Origin of the sequence: Thaumasiovibrio clandestinus (assembly GCF_047250365.1) — a bacterium.
Taxonomy (GTDB): Bacteria; Pseudomonadota; Gammaproteobacteria; order Enterobacterales; family Vibrionaceae; genus Thaumasiovibrio.
In genome coordinates this window covers 82764-107794 of sequence record NZ_JBLBVL010000006.1, presented here as the reverse complement: position 1 = coordinate 107794, position 25031 = coordinate 82764, and the positions used below count along the sequence as shown (strand labels likewise).

Genomic DNA, 25031 nt, shown 5'->3' with positions numbered 1-25031 from the left:
TGATAGATAGATATAGACAATCATCGATAATAAAAAGGACAGATTATGATCTTATTAACAAACTCAGAAGCTTGGCCAGGTATTGATGATGCGGCGGATCAGTTGCAAGCTGGTGCCAACGGATTAGATGCGATTATGTGTGGTATTGAAAAAGTTGAGGAAAACCCGCTAATTAGAAGTGTTGGTTATGGCGGATGGCCAAATTTACTCGGAGAAATGGAGTTCGATGGAGCTGTGATGGATGGCGATACGTTAAGGACGGGCGCTGTTGGTGCGGTGAAAGGTCACTACCATGTGACTCGGATAGCTAGAAAAGTGATGGATAACTTGAATCATGAAATTCTCGTGGGTGAGGGGGCCACACGTTTTGCGGCAGAAATGGGGTTTAGTTGCTCCAATCCGTTATTTGAAGACTCAAAGAAAACGTGGTGGAAAAAGGTTCAAGATGTCACGGGGGAAGACAATCCAGATCTTACTAAATATGAACTGGCACCGTTGAACTCGATGATAACAGACCCAGAGAAAGTACGTGATACGACAGTGTTTCTTTCTAAAGATAGCCGCGCTAGCATTTATACTGCGACGAGCACATCTGGTTGGGCGTGGAAATACCCGGGGAGATTAGGCGACTCTCCGATCGCAGGAGCTGGATTTTATGCCGATAGCCGTTATGGTGCCGCAGCCTGTACCCATACAGGTGAAATGACAATTCGTGCCAATACGTCATATTCAATTGTGATGGCGATGCGATTGGGATACTCATTGCACGAGGCTGTTGATATGGCCATTGTCGAATTAACTCATCTCAAAGGCGGGTTCTTAGGTGGGGTCGTGATTCACGCCATTGATAAAAATGATAATTACCGCGTCGTCAATGTTGGCTGTGAAGGAGAAATTAAATACTGGTTATATAAATCAGGCATGGATAAACCACAACAGTGCACCGCAGAGAAGTACGATTTGTATAAGTAGCCGCAGTTCTGATATCAACAATACAGATTTAACGTTACATCTACTCATATTTAGTAGAAGGTTAGCACTAGAATAGACGTGTCATACAAGGCTATTCAGAGCAAATTGAGTGTCAGTTTAGGAGTTGCTGGCGTCAACGTGCGCTTTTTGCTAGCAAGCCAAAAATGATAGGCACTCCGCAGTGATTTTACAATATAGAGACAGAGAATGCCCAAGATTGATTTTACGGTAGGTGCCCTTGATGCACAAAAACAGGGCCAACTAACTGCTGGTTTTGAGTCCCATAGCCAGACGCAAATGGCGCCAGCTTATCGCAAGGAGAGTTTTAATTGGACGGTTCAAGATGATCAAGGCAACCTGATTGCTGCACTCACTGCTGATCTGTTGTGGGAATGGCTTTATATCGATGAACTGTGGGTTGACGAAAGTTGTCGCGGGACAGGATTGGGCAAGCAATTGGTAGAGAAGGCAGAAGAGTATGCAATCGCTCAAGCGCTGTCAGGCCTATGGTTGTGGACCCAGAGCTGGCAGGCACCGGCGTTTTATCAGCGTTTAGGCTTTGAAGAGTTTACGCGTTTTGAAAATTTCCCTACAGGGCATAGCCGCATTGGATTAAGGAAATCGTTGGTTCGTTGATAAAGAGACAGCCCGGCGGAGATGCAACCACATTTGACGCTTTTATACTCATTCAGTCTTTGATTTATTATCATTGCTTTCACTATGCAAAGAACCTGCATATAATTGCGGTGAATATTTCCGGCAGGAGCCACACATTGTGTGCTCCTGCTTTTTTATGAGTGTGATAAATGAATAAACACAATTCAGTGGGATTAGTTGGTCTGATCGCCATCGTGTTCGGCTCGATGATTGGCAGTGGCATCTTTAGCATTCCGCAAAACATGGCAGAGCAAGCGTCAGTTGGTGCTGTTGCACTATCGTGGCTGATTACCGGCATTGGCATGCTATTTTTGGTGCAAACCTTTAAGGTACTGGCCACACATAAATCAGATCTGAATTCAGGTATTTTCTCATACGCGAAGGCAGGGTTTGGTGAGTACATAGGTTTCCACTCGGCTTGGGGCTATTGGCTGATGAGCTGTATGGGCAATGTTGCCCTTGCCGTCATGATTAATGATTCATTGGGGCTATTTTTCCCTGTATTGCTAAATCATGGTATTGAGACCGTTATATTATGTTCATCTCTATTGTGGGGAATGAACAATATAGCGCTACGCGGTACAGGCAGCTCGTCGGCACTTAACATTGTTTCCACTGTTGGTAAGTTGTTAGGTCTGATTCTCATTGTTGGCATTGTTATCTATAGCTTTGAGCCGAAACAATTAACGGTGGATGTGTGGGGGGAAGAGGCAGCGCTTGGCTCGCTGTTTAAACAGATCCAAAGTACGATGATGGTGACATTATGGTGTTTTGTCGGTATTGAAGGTGCTGTTGTTCTGTCAGGCCGTGCCAAGAAGAAGTCTGATGTTGGTAAAGCAACATTGATAGGCTTTTTAGTGGCGATATTGATGTATAGCTTAATATCGGTGTTAGCGTTTGGTATTTTACCGCAGTCGGAGCTGTCTCAGTTATCTAACCCCTCAGCGGCATCACTGCTGGAACATGCAATAGGGCCAAATGGTCGTTTGTTGGTGAATGTGTGTGTTCTCATTTCAGTGTTGGGTGCGTTGGTTGCGTGGACCATGCTAGTGGCGGAAGTCCCTTATGAAGCGGCAAAAGTTGGCGAATTTCCAGCTTTTTTAAGTAAAACGAATCGCAATGATGCGCCATCTTCCGCGTTGCATGTGTCTACGACATTTATGCAGATCTGCGTCTTGGTGGTGGTCGCCTTTGAGAATGTCTATCTGGCGGCGATAAACATCGCATCAGTAATGGTTTTACCATGCTATTTATTGAGCTGTCTGTATTTGGTCAAGCTGTCATTGAAGCCGAGCGAGCTCGGTTTAGACAGGTTTAAGCCGAGTTACTTATTGATTGCGACCGTTGCTTCATTATATTGCCTCTGGTTGATCACTGCTGCGGGCCTTGAGTACCTGTTGATGGCGACGATCTTATATTCGATTGGTATTCCGTTTTTCAAATACACGCATAAACAAAAGATTGCGGCTGGCGAGCAAGTGTATACCACCGCTGATAAGTGGCTAGAGTGGGGGCTGTTTTTAGCTGCTATTGTTTCTATTTACTTAATGAGCACAGGGTATCTTCATGCATAACGTTTGTGGTCGTTGGTTAGGCTAATGATAGAACAAGATAAGACACCTAAAGCCACATGGTTCTCTTAGAATTGGTTTATCCTTAAGAAGGTAACCGTGCTTGAGGATAAGGTGTGGCTAGACAACGTGAAATTACACTACGATTTTTAGCAGAGCCAAGCGATGTGAACTTTGGTGGGAAGGTACATGGTGGCGCAGTGATGAAGTGGATCGATCTTGCTGCGTATGCTTGCTCGGCTGGTTGGAGTGGGAAATACTGCATTACTGCCTACGCGGGAGGAATTCGTTTTGTTTCGCCAATTTTAGTGGGTAACCTTGTTGAGGTCAGTGCTGCCATTATCTATACCGGTACCTCTTCAATGCACCTTGCGATTGATGTACAAGCCGCCGACCCTAAGGTTCTAGATAAACGTCTTACGACACACTGTATCGTGATAATGGTTGCAGTGGACGAGTTAGGTAAGCCGAGTAAGGTGCCACAATGGATACCGCAGACAGAGCGCGATATTGCCCTACATGATTCAGCGTTAAAATTAATGGACATGAGAAAAGAAATTGGCGAAGAGATGGAGGCACACGTCAAGTATTTAAAATAGGTGATCTTTAGTGCAAATTGACCGAGTAATTGTCTGTTAGGTAGATGCGTTATCACAATTTGTTAACCTTCGGGTGGCAACATAGCCTAAGTATCGGATACGTTTATTGTATGCAGGGATAGCGGAGAGGGATATGAGCGAAACGAGTATCGATTTTGTTAGGCGAGAGCTGTTCTATTCGGTATGCCGGGATACGTTAATTCTGGAAGATGAGCCATACTCCGAGAATGCAAGAGAATACTGCCTTTGGCTTCTAAATCATGATTTAGACAAATGTGTGGGTGAATGTAATCAACAGGTGCATTTCAACTGTGAACATACCCTCTCCCGTCTAGCTGACGATTTGGCGCAGCAGCGGCATAAAGAAGAGGGCAGAATATTCAGCCCAGAGCTATTTATTTAGATGTGAGTATTTTCACACGCAGCCAAGAGCGCTTTAGCTTTTTGCATTGGCTGCACTTTCTTGTTTGTTAACGCTTCTGTTTCGTAGCGTGATACCCGCTTCGATAACTGTAAACAGCAGACCAAGCCAAATAAAGCCAAATGTGACGGCCTTTACCTGATCGAATACCTCACCAAACACAATAACCGCGAGTAAGAATTGTAGACTCGGCTCGATGTATTGCATCAGCCCAATCATTGTCAGTGTGGTGCGTTTTACCGCCATTGAGTAGAAAATGAGTGGTAGAAGCGTGACAGGTGCCGCTCCAAGGTAGAGCATTAGCGTTAATGAATCACTATTAAACGCTACGGTTCCAACAGTTGCAGATTTGAACAGCAGAAATAGGATGGCGATGGGTGCGAGTGATAGTGACTCCAAAAATAACTGCGTCATAGCGGGAAAGGTGACGCTCTTTTTACACCAACCATACAGTGTAAAAAAGCTGGCCATGATCAGTGCAATGATGGGTAACTCACCATACTGCCAAATTTGATAACTGATCCCGATTGTTGCTAAGCATAGTGCGATAATTTGCCCCTCGGTTAGGCGATCTTTCATTACGACTACGCCGAGAGCGACGACCATAATAGGATTAATAAAAAAACCTAGGCTCGCTTCAAGCACCCGGCCATTGGTCATCGCCCACGTAAACGCATACCAAGATACGCACATTAAACTCCCTGATAAGGCTGAAAACGCCACAGAGCGTTTATTTTCTAACAGCAATTGCTTGCTTGGAAGCTTGCCCTCGAAAGCAATAACCAGTAATAGGCAAAATGGAACAGAGCCTAAAATACGCAATGCCAGCAGCTCATCCATATTGGGAGAAGGCAAAAATTGAAAATAGAGCGGCAATAAACCCCAGAGGGCAAAGGAGGTGGCGGCAAGTATGTTGCCTAAGCTTTTTGTTTGCATTTCTTAGCTAATAATAACCATGGAAGAGAGGGTGCTATAGTAACGCGCTTATTCTTATAATCCTATAATCTATTGCATAGTTTAAAGACAATGAAATAGCCCGAATTGTGCAGGTGGCTTGATGTCATAGACAATAAAACGCCGAGCAGATGCTCGGCGTTGATTATTATGATGTACAACCTTGGCACAACACGCGTTGGCTTGTCAGTTGTTTCGTACAATTATTCGTTATTTAGCAGCGTGAGTGCCTGATTAACGATGTTCTCTTCAGTGAAGCCAAACATTTTAAATAGCTCGCCCGCTGGTGCTGATTCACCAAAGCTTGTCATGCCAATAACACGGCCCTGTAAACCAACATATTTGTACCAATAGTCCGCAATACCCGCTTCAATGGCAATACGCTTTGTTACGTTAGGCGGTAATACCGATGCTTTGTACTCTGCACATTGACTCTCAAAGACATCCGTTGCTGGCATAGAGACAACACGTACCGCTTTACCTTGTTCGGTTAATGTACGAGCGGCATTTATTGCTAACTCGACCTCCGATCCTGTTGCGATAAGAATAAGTTCTGGTGTTGTTGCGCAATCTTGGAGGATATATCCTCCTTTTGCGACAGCCGCTAATTGAGACGCATCTCTCTTTTGTTGAGCCAAGTTTTGACGCGAGAAGATCAGTGATGTTGGACCATCTTTGCGCTCAATGGCATATTTCCAAGCCACAGCTGATTCTACTTGGTCACAAGGTCGCCACGTGCTCATATTTGGCGTAAGGCGTAATGATGCTATTTGCTCGACAGGCTGGTGGGTTGGTCCATCTTCACCTAAGCCAATAGAATCATGAGTATAGACTTGAATATTCTGTACTTTCATCAATGCAGCCATGCGCATTGCATTGCGAGCGTACTCCATAAACATCAGGAAGGTTGCGCCATAAGGAATAAAACCACCATGTAACGCAATACCATTGATAATGGCGGTCATACCAAACTCACGCACACCATAATGGATGTAGTTTCCTGATGCGTCGTCCGCCGTGACAGGCACAGAACCTGACCACATGGTGAGATTGGATGGAGCAAGGTCTGCAGACCCTCCCATAAATTCAGGTAACAGTTGACCAAACGCTTCTAGTGTATTTTGTGATGCTTTACGTGATGCGATATTGGCTGGATTTGCTTGTAAATCAGCAATAATATCCTTTGTCTTTTGCTCCCATTCTTGCGGAAGCTCACCCTCTACTCGGCGTTTGAACTCTGCAGCCAATTCAGGATACGCCTTCGCGTACGCTGCATACTTTTCGTTCCACGCCTGCTCTTTAATCTCACCTGTCTCTTTGGCATTCCAGCTCGCATAAATATCTGAAGGAATCTCAAATGGCGCGTGCTCCCAACCAAGGAACTCTCGTGCCGCCGCTATTTCTGCATCGCCTAGTGGTGCACCATGGCAATCGTGAGAACCACTTTTGTTTGGTGAACCAAAGCCGATAATGGTTTTGCAGCAAATTAAAGTTGGTCGTGTTGTGTCACTTTTAGCGGCTTCAATTGCAGCATTGATCGCGTCACTGTCGTGGCCATCAACCGCTGGAATAACGTGCCAGCCATAGGACTCAAAGCGCTTGGCAGTGTCGTCGGTAAACCATCCTTCTACTTCGCCATCGATAGAAATGCCATTGTCATCCCAGAAAGCGATCAGTTTGCCTAACCCTAATGTGCCTGCCAGTGAACACGCTTCATGGGAAATGCCTTCCATCAAGCAACCATCGCCAAGGAAGGTATAGGTAAAGTGGTCGACAACCGTATGTTCGTCACGGTTAAATTGAGCGGCTAAGGACTTTTCGGCTATCGCCATACCAACAGCATTGGTGATGCCTTGCCCTAATGGTCCTGTCGTGGTTTCAATACCAGGTGCGTAGCCGTATTCTGGATGTCCAGGGGTTTTAGAGTGAAGCTGGCGGAAGTTCTTTAGCTCATCAATTGGCAAGTCATAGCCAGAAAGATGAAGCAAAGAGTAGATCAGCATTGACCCATGTCCATTAGACAAAACGAACCGATCGCGGTCTGCCCAGTTAGGATTCGCCGGGTTGTGATTAAGGTGGCTACGCCATAAAACTTCGGCAATGTCAGCCATTCCCATTGGTGCACCTGGATGGCCGGAGTTGGCTTTTTGAACGCCATCCATACTAAGAGCACGAATCGCATTGGCTAGCACTTTACGTTCCATATTAATACCTAACAAAGTTATTCTGTAATGATAGAAAAATGCAGCGGTTAACGCTGCACTCTTTTGAATTAGTTATAGTTTTTCCGCAATCATTGCGTCAAGTTTACCTTGGTCAATGGCAAAGTTGCGGATACCTTCAGCCAGTTTCTCAACAGCCATTGGGTCTTGATTGTGTTCCCACAGGAATTGCGCATGTGTCATTGGTTCTGGGCGCTCCTGTGGTTCAACATCTGGGATAAGTTTGTGTTCAACTACACCTTGTGCTTCTGTCAGTTCTTGCAGTAACTGCGGGCTAATAGTTAGACGGTCGCAACCCGCGAGTTCCAATATTTCCCCGGTATTGCGGAAGCTGGCTCCCATAACAACGGTGTTATAACCATTTGCTTTGTAATAGTTATAGATGCGAGTAACTGATACTACGCCTGGATCTTCTTGTGCTTCAAAGTCTCGGCCTTCTTTCGCTTTGTACCAATCCATGATGCGGCCAACGAATGGTGAAATCAGGAAAGCGCCAGCTTCAGCACATGCACGCGCTTGAGCGAAAGAGAACAGAAGAGTTAGGTTACAGTTGATGCCTTCTTTCTCAAGAATTTCGGCTGCGCGAATGCCTTCCCAAGTTGATGCCAGTTTAATTAAAATACGATCATTGCTAATGCCAGCATCGTTATACAGCTTAATCAACTTGCGCGCTTTTTCTACGCTGGCTTGAGTATCATAAGAAAGGCATGCGTCAACTTCTGTGGAAATGCGGCCAGGGACGACGCTCAAGATTTCTTTACCGATATTGACCGCAAGCATGTCTGCTGTGTCTTCAATTTGTTGTGCTTTATCGTCACTCTGCTGTTTTGCCCATGCAATCGCTTGATCGATAAGAGGCGCATACTCTTCGATCTGTGCCGCTTTGAGTATAAGTGAAGGGTTGGTCGTGGCATCTTGAGGTTGATATTTTCTAATAGCTTCAATATCGCCTGTATCTGCGACGACGGTGGTGAATTGGCGTAGTTGTTCTAGTTTATTACTCATACCTGACGACCTTGTATTGGCTGATGATCCGTTAGCGTTAGCAATGCTACATAGCTAGCATACTGTATAGCTCAAAAAAACGCCCACATGCATTTAACAAAATGAAATGTTCATGGTAAAACGAAGTGTTCGTTTGGATCTGTTGTGAACTTATGTATGGTTAGTTTTGCAAATTTAACGCTATCATGTCAATGACAACACCTTACAAAGTCTATTGTTATTTCTGTAAGTGGTTGATTTTAATTGCAAAGATATTGTTCGGCTAAATTTTCCCTTAAGTTTCAATTCTGTTCATTTGTTCAGCGTGGAGATCATTTGAGGGGTGCTGTGATGTTAAAAGTTTGTAGGGGGCGACAACGGTGTATGCTGTTTGGATAGTTTAGAATGTTTAAACCTATATTATTAGGAAAGTTGAGAGTTAAGCGTGTGCGAGATCACGCTTTATTTTTTGGTGACGAATGCGGATTCGTTAACGAGGTGAGCAATTGCAGCAGACAATAATGCAATTGTTACTGGCCTGATTGGTGAGGATTACCTTTGCTGAGAAGTGCGTTTATGCTTAGCGGGGTTGATAAAATATTGGCTTTTTGCGCCGCAGGTTGATTGAACACTGCCGTTAGGTTGTGCAAACTTTGATAGATACTTAATAGGTGTTGTAGCATCATTGGGTGCGAGTAGCGGCGTGGTTCGTCAAGGTACGCATGAAAATAGTGCCGATAGTTATCGACATAGCGTTTATTCTTGTCTAGCCTTGCTTGCGCTAACCAATGCTTTTCTCTACCCACTTGTTTCCCTAAATGACAAATCCCTTTACTGCCTTTGGCGTTACGATTAATCGCCCATCTGTCACGCCACCATCCCACTAATACGATATCTACCTTGTCGCTAGGTTGGTCCATTTCACCGATTGATTCGACATAAACGGGTGAGAGTGAACCATTGGCGACTTCTTGTTTAAAGATTGAGACGATGGCAGAGCGCAATAGTGGCTCTTGCGGTAAGTAAAGTGCCGTGTTGTCTATGTTTAAAAAGGGTTTTAGGTGCAGGAAATGCCCATAAACCATATATTGGCTACGAATTAGGCTGCCGTTATTTGGATAGCGATAAAAATCACTTTGGTGTAAAGGCTCTTCTACGTTGTGGCGGCTCATAATTTGTCTGTATCTGCCTTCAATTCGGCTTAACAGCTGTTCTGGCCATATAGATGGATTTGCTTCACCATGGTTAACACTATCTAATGGCAAATACTGGCAGTTTGAGTCAAAAGGATTATGTTGCCCACATTCTGGTGGTGCAATAAGATTCTCATAATTAGTGCTTTGCGAAAGAATGTAACCACTCTCTTCATCTGCAATTGTTAGCCAGTCAACGCCATTATGGCTTTTGGGTTGAAGCTCATTGATGGTAACGGATAAGTGCTGTAATGGTTTGTGGCGCAGTATGGCATGTTGGAAAATGGCGCTGACATGCTGACACCGTTGCGCGATTAACTGCAAGTGGTGATAAAAACTCTTTGGGTTGAGGCTTAACTCGCGACAAATATCCCGCACAGGTTTTGATTGTACCAATTGCTCAATGATTTTAGCGTGGATATCGAGATGGCTATTTGGCGCTGAAAATGGATCAGTAAAGGTTGTTCTGCAATGTTTGCAACGCAAGCGCTGGCGTAACCCGCTATAACCAAAATGTTGATATAGTTCAGGGTAGAGTACCGCGGGGGTCGAATAATGCTGACATTGTTCATTGGTACAGCCGGGCAGGCGATCAAGCGAGGCTTGACGCTGAGCTTCATGCTTTACTTCTATATTGGAAAGTAGGGGAGGAAATGCACCGCACTCTCTGCATATCATCGCTGGTCGAGATGGGTTTGAATGTTGCAAAATATAATATTGCTCATCTTCTAAACCAAAATTTCGACACGCCAATGTTTTACAAAAATTTAGTTGTAATCCATCTGCCGGCAACGGTAGCTTCCCTGTGCTCACAAATCATCCCCTTAAAGCTAAATTAAATAGTTAGCGTCGTCTCCAGAGCAACTCGCATCATTTCATCAAATGATTTTTGACGATCTTCTGAACTCAGCTTTTCACCACGCTTAATGTGGTCAGACACGGTTAGAATTGTCAGTGCCTTCGCCCCTAATTCAGCAGCAACACCATAAATACCAGCAGCTTCCATATCTACGCCATAGATCCCAAGGCTTTCCATTTTATCGAAAAGATCTGCTTCAGGGCTATAAAATAAATCAGCAGAGAACACGTTTCCAACACGAACTGACACATTTTGTGCACGCGCAGCATTAACCGCATTTTCTAGTAAAGTGAAATCAGCAATGGCTGCGAAATCATGGTTATTAAAACGAATACGGTTAACTTTAGAATCTGTCGATGCGCCCATGGCAACAATGACATCCATCAGTTTTACATCGTCATGTACTGCACCACAACTACCAACACGGATAATGTTTTTAACACCGTACTCTTTGATCAATTCATGAACGTAAATAGAGCAAGAAGGAATACCCATGCCATGGCCCATTACAGATACGCGTTGGCCTTTATAAGTACCCGTGTAGCCGTACATGTTACGAACATCGCAAACGAGTTCAGCGTTTTCAAGGTAGTTTTCGGCAATAAATTTTGCTCGAAGTGGGTCTCCAGGCATTAGAACCGTTTCAGCAAACGCGCCTGATTTCGCATTGATATGTGGTGTAGTCATATTCGAGAATCCTTGTTAAGCCTATTGTGATTAAGAAAAGAAACGTTCAACAATTGCGTGATACGCCGTACCACCTAGATAAACACCAACAATACCCATAATACCAGGCAGCACCGGTGGAGCAGGTAAAGGTAGTTTTATTGCACTAAAGAGTAGTCCTACAACAAGGCCGGCAAATGTCGCAAGTAGTAATTCGTTCATTTCTTTTCCTTTGAGTCTTGGTGTGACTAATTGGTGTCACTGGAAACTGAATAATAGTTTAGGGGTTGCGTCGTTTTACCTTGTGATCTAATTCACATAACCGAACGAGAGCTGTATGAATTTTGCGCATGTTTACCAATTGTGTTGTTTGTGGGGTGTTAATCGTTTGCGTGTGATGTTTATACTTCAGAATTATCGCCGTTTTTTAAGCCCATATGAGTACTCTTCATCTTTATGAGTGAAATATAGGCAAGCTGCCGATGTAATCGATTACATCGAAGGGCAAACCCTTCCCCGCAACGCGCCTGTAACTGAAGTGACTAAAATGTGCTGATGGGTTGGGTGTTTATGCATAAGCTGTGTGTTGTGCTAATTGTGATTGTCAGGTTGACGACAGGTGCGGTCCTGTATTCTTTATGTTGTAATTAGCTCAAAATTATTAACAATTTATTCTGGATACGTTTCTCCATTGTCAGCTGTTGTAGAGGAAGAATAAGGTATTACCAGTTAACTATTTACTTTAGCGTCTAAATGCCGCAAATTAGGCGATTGTACTCAGTGTGTGATGTGACGCACATTGAATGAAGAGACAGAGGATGTCCATAAAATCAGGCTTGTACCTCATAAAGCGTGATTCTTTGTATACCCCCTTCTCTAATATTTAGTTGTAAAAACGCCATATTCACCAGCATAACTTTTTGAGATTTAGTCGTTCAAAGCTGATGGATTTGATAATAACATTGGCTCATCGCGTCATGTTAACGACATGTTGATAATGTATGTTTGAAGTTATATTACAACGATAGGCATTAACTCCAACCTTGTACAGTCCGTTGGGGCTAAGTCTTACAGAACAGTTGCCATCATGTTCTTGAGGCGTGTTTTAATATTTAAATGGAATAATTATGCAAGTAGGTATACCAAGAGAGTGTTTGAGTCACGAGACTCGCGTAGCTGCAACGCCAGCAACTATAGAACAATTAATAAAGCTTGGGTTTAGCGTAGTAGTAGAAGCGGGAGCCGGTGATAAGGCAAGCTTTATGGACAACGCCTACCAGAACGCAGGTGCTGAAGTTATTTCAGATGCCGACATGGTCTGGGCGAGTGACATCGTGTTAAAAGTCAATGCGCCACTCGACGAAGAAATTGCATTATTACAAGACGGTGCAACCTTAATCTCCTTCATTTGGCCCGCCCAAAATGAAGCACTAATGACCAAGTTATCGCAAAGAAATATCAATGTGATGGCGATGGACGCTGTGCCTCGGATTTCACGTGCTCAATCTTTGGATGCGTTAAGTTCAATGGCCAATATCGCTGGCTATCGTGCAGTGGTAGAAGCTGCGAACGAATTTGGCCGCTTCTTTACGGGACAAATTACTGCTGCTGGTAAAGTTCCACCTGCAAAAGTCTTGGTGATTGGGGCCGGTGTTGCCGGACTTGCCGCGATCGGTGCGGCAGGGAGCCTTGGTGCCGTTGTTCGAGCTTTTGATACCCGTCCAGAGGTAAAAGAGCAAATTAACTCAATGGGCGCGGAGTTTCTTGAACTTGATTTCGAAGAAGAGGATACCGGTAACGGTGACGGCTACGCCAAGGTAATGAGTAAAGCGTTTATCGATGCTGAGATGAAGCTATTTGCCGAACAGGCAAAAGAGGTCGATATCATTATTACCACGGCATTGATTCCAGGGAAGCCAGCGCCGCGCTTAATTACTGCAGAAATGGTTGAATCAATGAAGCCGGGTAGCGTTATCGTTGATTTGGCTGCGGCAACGGGTGGTAACTGTGAGCTGACACAAAAAGAGCAACTCACGTTGACCGAGAACGGCGTAAAAATCATTGGTTATACTGATTTGGCGGGGCGCTTAGCCGCACAGGCTTCTCAGCTTTATGGAACAAACTTGGTTAACCTCCTTAAATTACTGGCACCTGAGAAAGAAGGCAACATTACCATTAATTTTGATGATGTTGTTATTCGTGGCGTCACCGTTATAAAAGAGGGCGAAGTCACTTGGCCCGCGCCACCAATTCAAGTCGCAGCTGCTCCTCAACCTGAGGTTAAAGTTATTGAGGCGCCGGTAGAGCCGAAGAAAAAATCCATTTTACCCAAAATTGGCTTAGGGGTTGTTGGCGCCATTGCTTATACCTCGTTAGCGGGTGTTGTTCCTGCTGAATTTCTCAACCATTTAATGGTTTTCGCCTTAGCTTGTGTGATTGGTTATTACTTAATCTGGGATGTGACAGCGTCTTTGCACACGCCGTTGATGTCTGTAACCAATGCCATTTCGGGCATTGTTATTGTTGGTGCGTTGTTGCAGATGGGATCGGCGAGTGCTGTGGTAATGATCTTAGCGTTCTTTGCCACGTTTGTAGCCACCGTTAATATTGCTGGCGGCTTTGCCGTTACTCAACGCATGCTTAAAATGTTCCAGAAATAAGGGTTGTGAAAACTATGTCGAATGAAGCATTAACAGCAATCCAAGATGCTGTAGAACAAATCAAACAAAGCGCTATTGCTGTCGAGCAAGCGGCAGAAAGTGTTGTATTAAACTCAACTTCAGCGCTAGGTGAGTCCAGTGCAATGGTAGAAGCCAGCTATCTTGTAGCCGCAGTTTTGTTTATTTTGAGCTTAGGGAGTTTGTCAAAACAGGAAACCTCGCAACGTGGTATTTACGTTGGTATTGCTGGTATGGTGGTTGCCTTAGTTGCGACACTGGCGAGCGATCAGGTGTCTAACCTTGGCTATATTCTAGCGGCGATGCTGGGTGGTGGTTTACTTGGGGTGCGCTGGGCCAACAAAGTTGAAATGACGGCCATGCCAGAAATGGTGGCTATTCTTAATAGTTTTGGTGGTTTAGCTGCGGTGTTTATCGGTTTTAATAGCTTTGCTGATAATGCCATTACTGATCCGGTCATGCTGGGCATTAACTCAACTCTGGTTTACCTTGGGGTTTTCATTGGCCTTGTTACCTTTGTTGGTTCGTTGGTTGCTTGGGGTAAGCTCAACGGTAAAGTGAAATCGAGCGCATTAACCTTGCCACATCGCCATAAGATGAACTTAGTCGCTCTGATTGTTGTGACTGTTCTGATGTTGAGCTTTGTGTCTGCCGGCGCTGAAGCGACTGTTTGGCCGTTGCTTATTATGTCAGTTATTGCCGTTGCATTTGGTGTTCACCTTGTCATGTCTATCGGCGGTGCAGACATGCCAGTCGTGGTATCGATGTTAAACTCTTATTCTGGTTGGGCTGGTGCAGCAACAGGCCTGTTACTAGGTAACAATCTGTTAATTGTGATTGGTGCGCTAGTGGGCTCATCGGGCGCAATTTTGAGTTTCGTTATGTGTAAAGCGATGAACCGATCGTTTTTGTCTGTCATTGCTGGTGGTTTTGGTGCAGCAGAAGGCACAACCACAGGGGAGGTTGTTGAAGGTGAATATCAAGTCACTGACGCCGACCGAGTGGCAGATATGTTGAAAAACTCCAAGAACGTGATTATTACCCCAGGGTATGGCATGGCAGTGGCGCAAGCACAGTACCCGGTACAGGAAATTACCGAGAAATTGCGTGCACTGGGTGTGAATGTTCGTTTCGGTATCCACCCTGTGGCAGGGCGTTTACCAGGGCATATGAACGTGTTGTTGGCTGAAGCAAAAGTGCCTTACGATATCGTATTGGAAATGGACGAAATCAATGACGATTTTGATGATACGACAACGGTATTGGTGATTGGCGCGAACGACACGGTGAACCCTGCGGCGAAAGAAGAAGGCTCTCCTATTGCCGGCATGCCAGTGCTGGAAGTTTGGAATGCAGAGAACGTTGTAGTCTTTAAACGTTCAATGGCGACCGGTTATGCTGGGGTTCAGAACCCACTCTTCTTCAAAGAGAATACGCAAATGCTATTTGGCGATGCGAAAGAGAGTGTTAGTGCGATTGCAAAAGCACTAGCGGCTTAACGCTCTATATGGGTTAAGTTAAAAGCAATTATTGGCATAAATTGCATGAGATGAACCAGTAGCGGAAACGCTGCTGGTTTTTTTCGTTTAGGCTAACGGTCTTTGCAGTAGACCGCATACTGATCTAACTTATCCGCTGGTAAGTTATGACGAGAACGCACTATCTCTCCGCTGCTTTGCTATTTACGCACGAACAGAAACGTTCTGGAGTTGTCATGATATGTCGCTTTCATCCCAAACCTAGCACTCTCTCACCTTCTTTTGTATTGTTCTTCTCTATATGTTCCTAAGATATTGTCAAAATGATCTGATTAAATTGGGTTAGATCATTGAAAGTAATAAAGAAAGATATAATCTTAACGAGATATCTATATTCAATGGATAACGACAAATAAAAAGGAAATCTAATGTTCAAAAAAGGACTTCTATTGCTGATAGTATCGGTAAGTCTTACTTGTGCTGCGAGCCCAATTACGTTTACCGATGCAGCAAATAGAGAAATCACGCTAGAGAAGCCAGCAGAAAGAGTTGCCATCTTATACAACTATACCGACTATGCTGCCGTTGCTGGTGAGGAGTGTTTTGAACGTGTTGTAGGCATTGGTAAAAAAGCGTGGTATGGATGGCGTAATGGAATTTGGAATCACTATGCTAAAGTTTGCCCTGAAATAGAAGAAATTGAAGATGTTGGGCTTCTTCGTTACGGCGACTTTTATATGGAACAAGCAATAGCTCTTGCTCCAGAGGTCATGATTTTGCCAATGTGGCAGTACGATGCTATTTCTGAGGTACAAAAGAAACAGTTTCAAGATGCAAACATTGAACTTGTTGTTACTGACTATGCAAGTCAAAAACTTGAAAGCCATATTACAAGCACGATTGCCATTGGTCATGTCATAGGAAAGGTGGATCGAGCAGAAGATATTGTTACCTTCTATCGAGAACAAATTAATGATGTTATTGCCCGAGTAGGTCAAGTTAATCAACAGCCCAATTATTATGTAGAAAAAGGCCAAAAGGGAGCGCTAAACCAAGATGAAACATGGTCAAAAGTTGTTTGGGGGCAAATGGGGGACACCGCCGGAGGTAAAAACATTGCAGATGGCGTGATTAAGGCGGGAAAGAATGGCACGCTAACGTCTGAAAAAGTTCTTTTCAGCAACCCGGAACACATTTTCATCACAGGCTCACACTGGGTTAAAAATCCAGATGCACTATCAATGGGATACATTATTAATCAGTCTGACGCAAATAATGTGCTTGTTTCATACAAGAATCGTTTAGGTTGGTCGGATATATCGGCGGTTAAGTCAGGACAACTCTATGGTGTACACCATGGTTTAGCGAGAAGTTTGATGGATTTTTCTGCTATTCAGTTTATGGCTGCTCAATTCTATCCTGATAAAATGGAAGGGGTTGATGCAGAAGCAAACCTTATAAAATTCCATGAAAAGTTTTTACCTGTCGATTATCAAGGTTCTTGGCTATTTCAGGCTCAATTCTAAGTAATAAAGAATGTTAAAATATAATGATACTAGCAGCCCATTGTTCGGTCTGCTTTTACTCTCCGCGCTTTTGCTCATTTTATTTTTGATCGATCTGCAAGTTGGTACGTTTGATATATCATTGCAAAACATACTTCATACGCTTATTGGGATTGAAGAAAATCTACAGAAAGCGCTGGTGATTGAGAAAATTAGACTGCCAAAAACACTTATGGCCATCGTTGTCGGCGCGGCTCTAGCTATGGCTGGTTGTTTGCTACAAACATTACTCAATAACCCTATGGCAAGCCCATTTAGTTTAGGCGTATCCTCTGCGGCAGCCTTCGGAGCTGCAATAGCGATCCTTACTTCATTTTCAATACCATTGCTGTCCCCGAGCTTAACTGTTGCTTTTGGATCATTTGTCGCAGCAAGCTTATCATCATTAATTTTATATTGGTTCGTATCAAAAACACGAGCTAATGGAGCGACGTTAATACTTGTTGGGATACTGATCAACTTTACCTTTCAATCAGGGCTGTCTGCAGCACAGTTCTATGCTTCACCTGAAGACTTAGCACAAATCACTTTCTGGATGTTTGGATCGTTAGAGAGAGCGAGTTACAGCAAAGTATTAACGGTTTTTTTTGTAATACTAACCGCAATTTTTTTTACCATCCCACGAGTATGGTCTCTAACAGGGTTAAGGCAAGGTGATGAAAGAGCTGAAGCTAACGGAATACCGCTGAAAAAAGTTCGTTTACAGTTTTTACTTGTTGCTTCTTTGTTAACCTCAATTGCCATTTCTTTTGTCGGAATAATTGGTTTTATAGGGATAATATCCCCCCATATAGCACGGAGCATCTTTGGCGAAGACCACCGTTACTTAATCCCTAGTTCGATGTTGTTAGGGGCTAGTCTGATGGTTTCTGCATCTATCTTAAGTAAGGTTGTCAATCCCGGTGTAATATTTCCCATTGGTATCGTGACCGCTTTGGTTGGTGTGCCATTAATGCTTGTGGTGTTAGTGCGTAATCAAGGTGAGTTATGGAACTGACAATAAAAAATATCAACGTTAAGTTTGATGGCAAGGATGTTTTGAAATCAATAAGCTATAAATTCACGCCAGGGATTTATGGGCTGTTAGGGAAAAATGGTGCAGGGAAATCAACCTTACTCAATGCTCTTCGCAACAAACCTGATTTCAAATGGGACGGTGAAGTTTTTATTAATCAAAAGAGATTAGATACTGAATTTTTCAGAGATAACCTCAGCTATCTTCCTCAGAGTAATAGCGGTGACTCAGCCCTAACGGTAAAAGAAACCTTAATTATGGGGCTGTTTAACGAGCTAAGATGGGGAGTCTCTAAAGAGCAACTATTACAGGTTAATGACGCTATCGACAAGCTCGAAAATCAATTGAATATAAGAGGTTTAGCGAAGAAGAAACTCAATAAACTCAGTGGTGGACAGCGTCAGCTTGTTTTACTTGCTCAGTGCTTAATGAAAAGGCCTCGTATCTTACTTCTTGATGAGCCATGTACCTATTTAGACATTGGCAATCAACTTACTTTTATCAGCCGCATGAAAGAACTTAAAGATCTGATAATCATCAGTACAATGCATGAAATAAATTTAGCAGTACAACATGTTGATACAATCCTACTGCTTCATAATGGGGAGATTGCATATTCAGGGCATAGTTGCCATATCACGCCTGATGTATTACAAAAGGTATATGGAGTAAAAACGATCCTACTTGAACAAAATGATGTGCGAGATTTTGTTTTTACCGGGGTTGATCCGCATCACCAGTTATTGGCATCGAGTTAAGTAAGTACAATCATTAACGAGGATCATATGTCCTCGTTCTGAGGAAGGATACCGCTCAGATCCTCGACCTATTAACTAAAGTCAGCCAAATAACTCTGTGTTAAAGAGGTGCCATTATTCGCCTTTACTCCCAATCTCTCTAACCATCTCATACGCGCTCCAAGTCGCATTATTCGGGGCTTGGATGGCGTGTTGTTCAGAGACGACTTTAAAGCCGAGGCTTTCGTAGCACTGTTTAGCATGATGATTGTGCTGAAACACCGACAGGCTCAAATAACGATAACCTAACTCGTGCTGCATTCTGGCGATTAATCGCTCAACCTCTGCTACCTACATGCTCATTCTTAATTTTATGCGAGATGCTTATTGCTGACAGTAGTTAATAACATTTTACACACCCTTAATTAGCTGGCTATCATTTGAAAAACTTTCGATTGAAGCATTGTTTTAGGGGAATGATGATTAGGTGGGGAGAGTTTTGAGGTGGATTAAACAATTAGGCTAAAGCACTAAATATTCCCATTAGGCAATATAGCTATCACTATATTTAGTTCATGGTTAGTTGTTACAAATAAAGGATGCCTTATGTTATGGTTAGAATATTTGGTAAAATTATACTGTTATTTTTCCTCTGCTTTGTTTTATCTATTTCATGGGTGACTAGAGGTTCGGAGAAAGAAATGTTTAAAAAGAGTACTGTTGAGCTTTTCCCCCCAGTGAGCGGTCAGCTCACAAACCGCGGCAAGCCACTCACAGGCGTGAAACTAAAAAGAAGCTACGAATTTATCGATATTACAGATGGTGAAGTACATGATTACACAATAACAGACAGTGAAGGGCGATTTCATTTTCCAGAGTTAACGATGCAATCACGCCATGCCGACAATCCCTTTAGAACCAATGTTATTTGGCAAGGTATTCGCATCGATGACGATAATCAAAGCAATACTAAAGCAGATGAAGTTTACCTTTGGGATGCAAACTCTCATGGAGTTAAACATATTTCATATTTTGTTGAAATGCTTTCTGAGTTGAGTTGTGATCTGTCAACTGATGAAGAAACTATTTATATCATTCACTCTGATTACCCTACTGGGGTTGTAACCCTACCGGTCACTAGCATTTGCCGTTGGCCTGAACGTTCAAAAATAGAGAAGAGAAAAGCGGTAGATATTGAAAAATTTGGAGAGCTTCAAGACCTAGATAAATACGGCAATATTAACGGATTGATATAAGGAATTAAAATGACAACGCTTTCCCCCAAGTTGGCTTCTGAACTAGCTTTTCTTGCCTACTCAGTACGTAATAATAGTCGAAACGTTAAGCCTACCCCTTACACACAGAAATACTTTAAGCTTCTGAATAAAATGACAAGCAGAACAGGTGGCTATCTTTTCAATAAAGAAACGGGGTTTGCTGCTTTAGGTTATGGCGATGGGCGGTACAAAGGCGATGCAATTATCTCGATACGAGGAACAGAAATGACCTCTGGGCATGATTGGGGAACTAACGCTCAAATTGGTTTTAAGGGAAATGATAACGGGCAAGCAGTACATGCTGGCTTTCAGCGTACGTTTTCGTTGTTACGTCCACAACTTCAAAATTTTCTCGATGAGTGGCGCAATAATTCAAACACAGGGGTCGTGCATTGTATTGGACACAGTCTCGGCGGGGCTTTGGCCACACTAACTGCCGATTGGGTTGCGGCCAACTCTTATGCCAGCCATGTGAATTTATACACCTTTGGAGCGCCTCGGGTGGGCTTGCCAGGTTTTGCTAGCGCAAATACTAATAGAGTCAATAAAATTTTTCGCTGTACGCATGGTGCCGATGTGGTCCCTAAAGTACCACTTTGGCCTTTTGTTCACTCACCTTACAAAGGTTTTGAATTTCGGCTAGATGGAAGTCAGGGGATCAGCCCTAGTGCCCATGGTATGAATCCTTTAGCCGGTGCAGTGCCTGGTTATCTTAGTACAGCGCGAGGTGAAGACTGGCAGGTGTTGCAAAGAACTGCTAGTGATTTTCTTCCCCCAGTGCGGTTAGATTACAATAAGCGTAACCAAGCCAGCTATAGCAATTATTGGACTGACCGTTTAAGTGCAGCTCTAATTACCCTACTAAAAGACACAGGCTATTATTCAGCAGTAGCATTTCAAGGTGCTATTAGCGGCGGGGCGACTTTGTACGACTTCATCGCACAAACGTTGGTTAAAATAGCTGAAGCAGGAAAAACCGCCGCATCTCAAGTAAAAGGCTTGCTGGGCCATATGTTGGTATTTGCAGGAGCTGCTAGCTCAGTTGTCATAGATTTAACTTATAAAACAATTAGAGAAATTTTCAATAAAATGCTTAAACGGTTATACCAAGGCGTTAATGAAGCAATTAAACGCGTCAATGGCCAATAACTTTAACCATTTCATACGCGCTCCAAGTCGCGTTATTCGGGGCTTGGATGGCGTGTTGTTCAGAGACGACTTTAAAACCGAGGCTTTCGTAGCACTGTTTAGCATGATGATTGTGCTGAAACACCGACAAGCTCAGGTAACGATAACCTAACTCGTGCTGCGTTTTGGCGATTAATCGCTCAATCATTGTTTTTGCTACGCCTTGTCCTCGAAATGAGGGGTCAACAAAAACCCGACAAATGCGACCTTGATGAGCAGACAGTCGACGTAATTCAATAAACCCCGCGCTGGTGCCATTAATGTTTAATAGGTAAGGAAATATATCTGGTTGTGCGCAGTGAGTGGAGACTTGCTCGATAGTTAAAGGATAACGGTATACGGGCCCTCCCCATTGAAAGTTAAGTTCTTCAGATGTTATCCATTCCAAAAGCTTCACATAGTCAGTGGTTAAAAATGGCGTTAATTGCATTGCTCGTCCTTGATAGCAGTGTGGTTTGTTGTGAAGTGAATAGTTGACTATGTATAGAATGAAAAAGAAAAAGAAACAGCCAGCATCTGGGAAGGAGTAGCGTAGATACTGGCTGCCTGGGCTGAGTACACCGAACCCAATTCCTTTCAAAGTGTGCAGCGTGTTGAGCAACCCTGCACATTCATCAGCCTATAGGATTTTGTTGTCAGGTGAATAAACTTTGCGTGTTAATTTGAACTAGTTCGACTAAAAAGGTGCAGCGATTTCAAATTTCAGCATTTTTTGCGTAACAGGGTGCTCAAACTCAAGTAATCCAGCATGCAGGTGCAAGCGCTGCTCAGTCACACCGTAAAGATCATCGCCAACAATGCTCGCATTAAGTCCTAGCTGATGTGCGCAGTGAACCCGTAGCTGATGTGTCCGGCCTGTTTTAGGGAACAGGTGTACTTTGGTCTGCCCCTGTTTTTTCTCAATAACTTCCCATTCGGTTTCTGCGGGTTTGCCGTGCTCAAAACAGACCAATTGACGCGGTCGATCATAGAGATCCCCTCTTAAAGGCAAGGTGATGACCCCTTGATGCCCGTTAATCTCACAGTCTAATAGCGCGGTATAGCACTTGTTTACAGTACGCTGAATAAACTGTTGCTGAAGGTGCTTGTTCGCACGACGAGAACGAGCGAATACCATCAGACCCGATGTTGACATATCTAGGCGATGGACAACCAATGGCCCTTCGTCTGATGGAAATTGCTGTTTTATTCGGGTGTAGACCGAGTCTTGGATCGTTTTTCCGGGCACAGACAGAAACTCTGCAGGCTTATTAACCACAACGATGTGCTCATCATAATAGACGATTGGTAGCTCTTTACCTTGGGCTGGGTTGTTAAGCAGTGGATTATCATCAACCGTTAATCCTTGCAGCATGTGGGTAAGAATAGGCTCACATTTACCGTGGCATGAAGGATAGAAATGGCCATGCTTACGTATTTCTGATTTAGGGGAGCGCCCCCACCAAAATTCAGCCATAACGACCGGACGCAAATGATGCTTGTAAGCAAATTGCAGTAGCTTTGGTGCTGCACACTCACCAGCACCAGCAGGAGGTACGCCAAGGGATGTTTTGCTAAACAGTGTTTGTAAGTGACTTTCGTCGCCGTTTGCATTGAGAAAGCGGTATTGTTCGAAAAGCGTTTGCTGTAGCGTAGAAGAACGTTGTTTGCGCTCTTCGAGTAATGCATCAATATTTTTTTGGTGCAGAGCAATGTCTGCGTTTAACCCATCGGTGAGCGCTTGCCAATGCTGTTTTAGATCACGTAGCTGCAATTTTTCGATCACGCTTTCTTGGTTTAAGCGCGTTTTTAGTGCGTTACGCTCCTCAGTAGGGAGGTCGTCACAGGCGTTGCGGCGCAATTTACGCTGTTTACGTCCCTCTATCATTTTCGCTCGATGGTTGGCGATTTGCTCATCGCGATTTTTGATAGTCTGTTTTAATTCAGCATGCAGTATTGCAGCAGCAGTTGAAGAAGGGTGATCCTCTAACTCTTTGGTTATTTTATTAATCTTCCTTTGCTCTTTAAGAAAGAAGCTGCTTTCGGTCAGCATATCAAAAATAGGTGGTACAAACGGCGCTAGAATATTCTTATCTGCCAGTTTTCCAGAAAAGCCTGCGAGGTAGCCAAGTTGTCCATTCTCATTTTCTACCACTAACACACCAAACATTTTCCCGATAGCACTCTCTAAGTTGCCATTGAGGCCAAAATTGTGTTGCCATTCTTGTTGGGTCTTTAGGTGTTGCTGAAGCTCAGACGCAGCCTGTATCGCCAGTGGGTGTGGTTGATAATAAAATGGAAACGTGAATGACTCCGGCGTGTCGCCATGAAGAGATTGATCTTTAAAAGGGATGAAACAGTCGTTTAATGTCAGCATAGCAATTGGCAGCGGTAATCAACAGGGCGGCGATTTTACCTTGGAATCGGCCAAGGATCACCCTAAATCGAATCAGTGAAGAAGCGGGGAGATCGTCCGTTGAGAGGATAGATAACGCGACACAACATTATTTCGTAGCGATATCTTATTATACCGCAGCTGAATAGGCGATTGGCTTGGTTAGGCGGTCCTGTGTGGTTGCTTGCTCTGCTTTTTCGGTCAGAGAGAGTGATTCATAATAAGTTCAATAATATTTCACGTGATTTTATTTGTAGCTAAAAGTCTGAGATTTCAATGGAAAATAAGTGGTGGAAAGTTACATGAACAACCTATTTAACGGCGTTAATGTGGTTGCATATCATCGCGGCTACTTATTGGCTAGGGTTTATTACAGTGCGCACAATAGTGCACCGTCTGTCACATTGGCCGTTGAATAATAGGAGGGAATTATGATTGCAACGAATGATGTTGCTGGCATTAAGCAGGAAATTAGCTATGCAGTAAATGCGCTATTTCAACAGTTCGAGAAAGATAATGTACGAATGCCAACAACAGAGGAGTTTCGTTGTCTGTTCGCAGAGCAGGTAGAAGAGCTACTAGGCAGTGACCATGGCTGGCAACAAGTAGAGCGTGATGCGCTGAATGTGTTGAGTGAAAATGAACAAAAGGTATGGGCGGCGGCCTGTGAGCTGGAGGCTGAGATACGATTTAAACGCAGCCAGTTTGAAGACTACGAAGTATTTTAACGCATTAACCTGAATGAAGTAATCCTGTTCCGGGGGTAATACCAACGCGTTGACACCACGCACGATTTTTTTGGATTAAGTGTTGCAAGTTAACCCCAGTTTTAAGGTGGTTTCGCTCGCAGTACCATAACAACTCTTCTGTTGCTAAATTGCCAGATGCTCCCGGGGCATAGGGACATCCTCCCAGCCCAGCGGCACTCGTATCAAATCGTGTAATACCTAGCTCTATTGAACGAATAACGTTAGCCAATGCCATGCCATAGGTATTGTGATAGTGACCACTCAGCGCAGAGAGAGGAATTGTGGCGCTGACCTGTTCAATGACACTGGCGATCTGATTTGGAACTGCATGTCCGAGGGTGTCACCAAGGCTAATTTCGTCGCACCCCATTGAGAAGAGTTCTGTGGCAATGCTGGCAACTTGGGCTGCCGGAATTGCACCAGTAAACGGACAATCAACGATACACGAAAGATAACCACGTATCGCTAGCCCATTGCTTTTCGCTTGTTCGATGACAGGATAAAGGCGTTGCAAACTTTCATTAATAGAGCAGTGGCTATTTGCTTGGCTGAACAGCTCTGATGCAGCCGTGAAGACGGCGATATGTTTAGCGTCACACTGGAGTGCGAGTTCAAGCCCTTCGAGATTGGGAACTAAAACAGAAGCTGTTATACCAAATTTATTGGCTTCGATTAACACTTTCTCACTGTTTGCCATTGCCGGTATTCGCTTCGCTGACACCATGGCACCGACTTCTATATGTTTTAGGCCTACTTCAGCCAAGCCATGAATCAGTGCCAGCCTATCTGTCATGCTTAGTGGCGTTAATCCTTGTAGCCCATCGCGTGGGCCGACTTCGATGAGGGTTATGTTGTTCAAAATACCTCCTATG

23 protein-coding genes are annotated in these 25031 nt (G+C 43.8%); 13 read left to right on the top strand and 10 right to left on the bottom strand.

All coding sequences use genetic code 11. From position 1 onward, the window contains the following. The first annotated feature begins 45 nt into the window (after positions 1–45). The 5 genes from ACKLNH_RS10680 to ACKLNH_RS10660 all read left to right on the top strand — a co-directional run bounded on the left by ACKLNH_RS10680 (position 46) and on the right by ACKLNH_RS10660 (position 4202). On the top strand, positions 46–972 hold the full coding sequence (locus tag ACKLNH_RS10680) for an isoaspartyl peptidase/L-asparaginase (RefSeq protein ID WP_413112244.1): 927 nt from the start codon (positions 46–48) through the stop codon (positions 970–972). Positions 973–1179: 207 nt separating this feature from the next. Continuing rightward, positions 1180–1608, top strand: coding sequence for a GNAT family N-acetyltransferase (locus tag ACKLNH_RS10675; protein ID WP_413112243.1), 429 nt, complete (start codon positions 1180–1182; stop codon positions 1606–1608). Positions 1609–1778: 170 nt separating this feature from the next. Beyond that, positions 1779–3203 (top strand): basic amino acid/polyamine antiporter, encoded by a 1425-nt coding sequence (locus ACKLNH_RS10670; protein WP_413112242.1) that lies wholly within the window; start codon positions 1779–1781, stop codon positions 3201–3203. Between the two features lie 113 nt (positions 3204–3316). Further along, positions 3317–3799 (top strand): acyl-CoA thioesterase, encoded by a 483-nt coding sequence (locus tag ACKLNH_RS10665; RefSeq protein ID WP_413112241.1) that lies wholly within the window; start codon positions 3317–3319, stop codon positions 3797–3799. Between the two features lie 133 nt (positions 3800–3932). Then, entirely contained in the window at positions 3933–4202 is a 270-nt protein-coding gene (locus ACKLNH_RS10660) for a hypothetical protein (protein WP_413112240.1), read from the top strand. Between the two features lie 33 nt (positions 4203–4235). Here ACKLNH_RS10660 and rarD read toward each other — a convergent pair whose 3' ends face one another. The 6 genes from rarD to ACKLNH_RS10630 all read right to left on the bottom strand — a co-directional run bounded on the left by rarD (position 4236) and on the right by ACKLNH_RS10630 (position 11320). Continuing rightward, complete coding sequence (gene rarD / locus ACKLNH_RS10655) at positions 4236–5156, bottom strand: EamA family transporter RarD (RefSeq protein ID WP_413112239.1); 921 nt, start codon at positions 5154–5156, stop codon at positions 4236–4238. A 221-nt stretch (positions 5157–5377) separates the two neighbouring features. Further along, positions 5378–7378, bottom strand: coding sequence for a transketolase (gene tkt / locus ACKLNH_RS10650; protein ID WP_413112238.1), 2001 nt, complete (start codon positions 7376–7378; stop codon positions 5378–5380). 72 nt (positions 7379–7450) lie between these two features. After that, complete coding sequence (gene tal / locus ACKLNH_RS10645) at positions 7451–8401, bottom strand: transaldolase (RefSeq protein WP_413112237.1); 951 nt, start codon at positions 8399–8401, stop codon at positions 7451–7453. Between the two features lie 509 nt (positions 8402–8910). Further along, positions 8911–10386 (bottom strand): transposase, encoded by a 1476-nt coding sequence (locus ACKLNH_RS10640; RefSeq protein WP_413112236.1) that lies wholly within the window; start codon positions 10384–10386, stop codon positions 8911–8913. A 22-nt stretch (positions 10387–10408) separates the two neighbouring features. Continuing rightward, positions 10409–11119, bottom strand: coding sequence for a purine-nucleoside phosphorylase (deoD, locus tag ACKLNH_RS10635; protein WP_413112235.1), 711 nt, complete (start codon positions 11117–11119; stop codon positions 10409–10411). 30 nt (positions 11120–11149) lie between these two features. Beyond that, positions 11150–11320, bottom strand: coding sequence for a XapX domain-containing protein (locus ACKLNH_RS10630; protein ID WP_413112234.1), 171 nt, complete (start codon positions 11318–11320; stop codon positions 11150–11152). Between the two features lie 905 nt (positions 11321–12225). Here ACKLNH_RS10630 and ACKLNH_RS10625 point away from each other — a divergent pair. The 5 genes from ACKLNH_RS10625 (at position 12226) to ACKLNH_RS10605 (ending at position 18592) form a co-directional block, all read left to right on the top strand. Next, positions 12226–13758 (top strand): Re/Si-specific NAD(P)(+) transhydrogenase subunit alpha, encoded by a 1533-nt coding sequence (locus ACKLNH_RS10625; protein ID WP_413112233.1) that lies wholly within the window; start codon positions 12226–12228, stop codon positions 13756–13758. A 143-nt stretch (positions 13759–13901) separates the two neighbouring features. Beyond that, positions 13902–15275, top strand: a complete 1374-nt coding sequence (pntB, locus tag ACKLNH_RS10620; RefSeq protein WP_413112363.1) for a Re/Si-specific NAD(P)(+) transhydrogenase subunit beta — start codon at positions 13902–13904, stop codon at positions 15273–15275. A 407-nt stretch (positions 15276–15682) separates the two neighbouring features. Next, positions 15683–16780 carry an ABC transporter substrate-binding protein gene (locus tag ACKLNH_RS10615; protein WP_413112232.1) on the top strand — a complete coding sequence of 366 codons (1098 nt, stop codon included), beginning with the start codon at positions 15683–15685 and terminating at the stop codon, positions 16778–16780. Between the two features lie 10 nt (positions 16781–16790). After that, positions 16791–17816 (top strand): FecCD family ABC transporter permease, encoded by a 1026-nt coding sequence (locus ACKLNH_RS10610; protein ID WP_413112231.1) that lies wholly within the window; start codon positions 16791–16793, stop codon positions 17814–17816. After that, the gene (locus tag ACKLNH_RS10605; RefSeq protein WP_413112230.1) at positions 17807–18592 is read left to right on the top strand and encodes an ABC transporter ATP-binding protein; all 786 of its coding nucleotides are present in this window, start codon (positions 17807–17809) and stop codon (positions 18590–18592) included. The genes ACKLNH_RS10610 and ACKLNH_RS10605 overlap by 10 nt, the downstream gene beginning before the upstream one ends. Positions 18593–18706: 114 nt before the next feature. Here the strand turns inward: ACKLNH_RS10605 and ACKLNH_RS10600 are convergent, their stop codons facing one another. Further along, positions 18707–18892 carry an N-acetyltransferase gene (locus tag ACKLNH_RS10600; protein ID WP_413112229.1) on the bottom strand — a complete coding sequence of 62 codons (186 nt, stop codon included), beginning with the start codon at positions 18890–18892 and terminating at the stop codon, positions 18707–18709. Positions 18893–19182: 290 nt separating this feature from the next. Here ACKLNH_RS10600 and ACKLNH_RS10595 point away from each other — a divergent pair, with 290 nt between their 5' ends. Together ACKLNH_RS10595 and ACKLNH_RS10590 are read left to right on the top strand one after the other, a co-directional pair. Continuing rightward, entirely contained in the window at positions 19183–19827 is a 645-nt protein-coding gene (locus tag ACKLNH_RS10595) for a DUF6795 domain-containing protein (RefSeq protein WP_413112228.1), read from the top strand. 9 nt (positions 19828–19836) lie between these two features. Further along, positions 19837–20997: a lipase family protein gene (locus ACKLNH_RS10590; protein WP_413112227.1), complete on the top strand. Its 1161-nt coding sequence runs from the start codon at positions 19837–19839 to the stop codon at positions 20995–20997. Here ACKLNH_RS10590 and ACKLNH_RS10585 read toward each other — a convergent pair. Together ACKLNH_RS10585 and ACKLNH_RS10580 are read right to left on the bottom strand one after the other, a co-directional pair. Beyond that, positions 20984–21466 carry a GNAT family N-acetyltransferase gene (locus ACKLNH_RS10585; RefSeq protein ID WP_413112226.1) on the bottom strand — a complete coding sequence of 161 codons (483 nt, stop codon included), beginning with the start codon at positions 21464–21466 and terminating at the stop codon, positions 20984–20986. The genes ACKLNH_RS10590 and ACKLNH_RS10585 overlap by 14 nt on opposite strands. Positions 21467–21712: 246 nt before the next feature. Continuing rightward, complete coding sequence (locus tag ACKLNH_RS10580) at positions 21713–23392, bottom strand: RluA family pseudouridine synthase (protein ID WP_413112225.1); 1680 nt, start codon at positions 23390–23392, stop codon at positions 21713–21715. A gap of 449 nt (positions 23393–23841) precedes the next feature. Between ACKLNH_RS10580 and ACKLNH_RS10575 the strand changes: the two genes are divergently transcribed. Next, positions 23842–24138 (top strand): hypothetical protein, encoded by a 297-nt coding sequence (locus ACKLNH_RS10575; RefSeq protein ID WP_413112224.1) that lies wholly within the window; start codon positions 23842–23844, stop codon positions 24136–24138. 4 nt (positions 24139–24142) lie between these two features. Here the strand turns inward: ACKLNH_RS10575 and ACKLNH_RS10570 are convergent, their stop codons facing one another. Next, positions 24143–25018: a hydroxymethylglutaryl-CoA lyase gene (locus ACKLNH_RS10570; protein ID WP_413112223.1), complete on the bottom strand. Its 876-nt coding sequence runs from the start codon at positions 25016–25018 to the stop codon at positions 24143–24145. Positions 25019–25031 lie beyond the last annotated feature (13 nt).

Excerpts from the sequence above, each read along its gene's own strand:
- ACKLNH_RS10605 (WP_413112230.1), top strand. The coding sequence starts at position 17,807 with ATGGAACTGACAATAAAAAATATCAACGTTAAGTTTGATGGCAAGGAT.
- ACKLNH_RS10615 (WP_413112232.1), top strand. The coding sequence starts at position 15,683 with ATGTTCAAAAAAGGACTTCTATTGCTGATAGTATCGGTAAGTCTTACT.
- ACKLNH_RS10595 (WP_413112228.1), top strand. The coding sequence starts at position 19,183 with ATGGTTAGAATATTTGGTAAAATTATACTGTTATTTTTCCTCTGCTTT.
- pntB (WP_413112363.1), top strand. The coding sequence starts at position 13,902 with ATGGTAGAAGCCAGCTATCTTGTAGCCGCAGTTTTGTTTATTTTGAGC.
- rarD (WP_413112239.1), bottom strand. The coding sequence starts at position 5,156 with ATGCAAACAAAAAGCTTAGGCAACATACTTGCCGCCACCTCCTTTGCC.
- ACKLNH_RS10575 (WP_413112224.1), top strand. The coding sequence starts at position 23,842 with ATGATTGCAACGAATGATGTTGCTGGCATTAAGCAGGAAATTAGCTAT.
- tkt (WP_413112238.1), bottom strand. The coding sequence starts at position 7,378 with ATGGAACGTAAAGTGCTAGCCAATGCGATTCGTGCTCTTAGTATGGAT.
- tal (WP_413112237.1), bottom strand. The coding sequence starts at position 8,401 with ATGAGTAATAAACTAGAACAACTACGCCAATTCACCACCGTCGTCGCA.
- ACKLNH_RS10585 (WP_413112226.1), bottom strand. The coding sequence starts at position 21,466 with ATGCAATTAACGCCATTTTTAACCACTGACTATGTGAAGCTTTTGGAA.
- ACKLNH_RS10675 (WP_413112243.1), top strand. The coding sequence starts at position 1,180 with ATGCCCAAGATTGATTTTACGGTAGGTGCCCTTGATGCACAAAAACAG.
- deoD (WP_413112235.1), bottom strand. The coding sequence starts at position 11,119 with ATGACTACACCACATATCAATGCGAAATCAGGCGCGTTTGCTGAAACG.
- ACKLNH_RS10680 (WP_413112244.1), top strand. The coding sequence starts at position 46 with ATGATCTTATTAACAAACTCAGAAGCTTGGCCAGGTATTGATGATGCG.
- ACKLNH_RS10600 (WP_413112229.1), bottom strand. The coding sequence starts at position 18,892 with ATGCAGCACGAGTTAGGTTATCGTTATTTGAGCCTGTCGGTGTTTCAG.
- ACKLNH_RS10625 (WP_413112233.1), top strand. The coding sequence starts at position 12,226 with ATGCAAGTAGGTATACCAAGAGAGTGTTTGAGTCACGAGACTCGCGTA.
- ACKLNH_RS10590 (WP_413112227.1), top strand. The coding sequence starts at position 19,837 with ATGACAACGCTTTCCCCCAAGTTGGCTTCTGAACTAGCTTTTCTTGCC.
- ACKLNH_RS10630 (WP_413112234.1), bottom strand. The coding sequence starts at position 11,320 with ATGAACGAATTACTACTTGCGACATTTGCCGGCCTTGTTGTAGGACTA.
- ACKLNH_RS10610 (WP_413112231.1), top strand. The coding sequence starts at position 16,791 with ATGTTAAAATATAATGATACTAGCAGCCCATTGTTCGGTCTGCTTTTA.
- ACKLNH_RS10670 (WP_413112242.1), top strand. The coding sequence starts at position 1,779 with ATGAATAAACACAATTCAGTGGGATTAGTTGGTCTGATCGCCATCGTG.
- ACKLNH_RS10660 (WP_413112240.1), top strand. The coding sequence starts at position 3,933 with ATGAGCGAAACGAGTATCGATTTTGTTAGGCGAGAGCTGTTCTATTCG.
- ACKLNH_RS10580 (WP_413112225.1), bottom strand. The coding sequence starts at position 23,392 with ATGCTGACATTAAACGACTGTTTCATCCCTTTTAAAGATCAATCTCTT.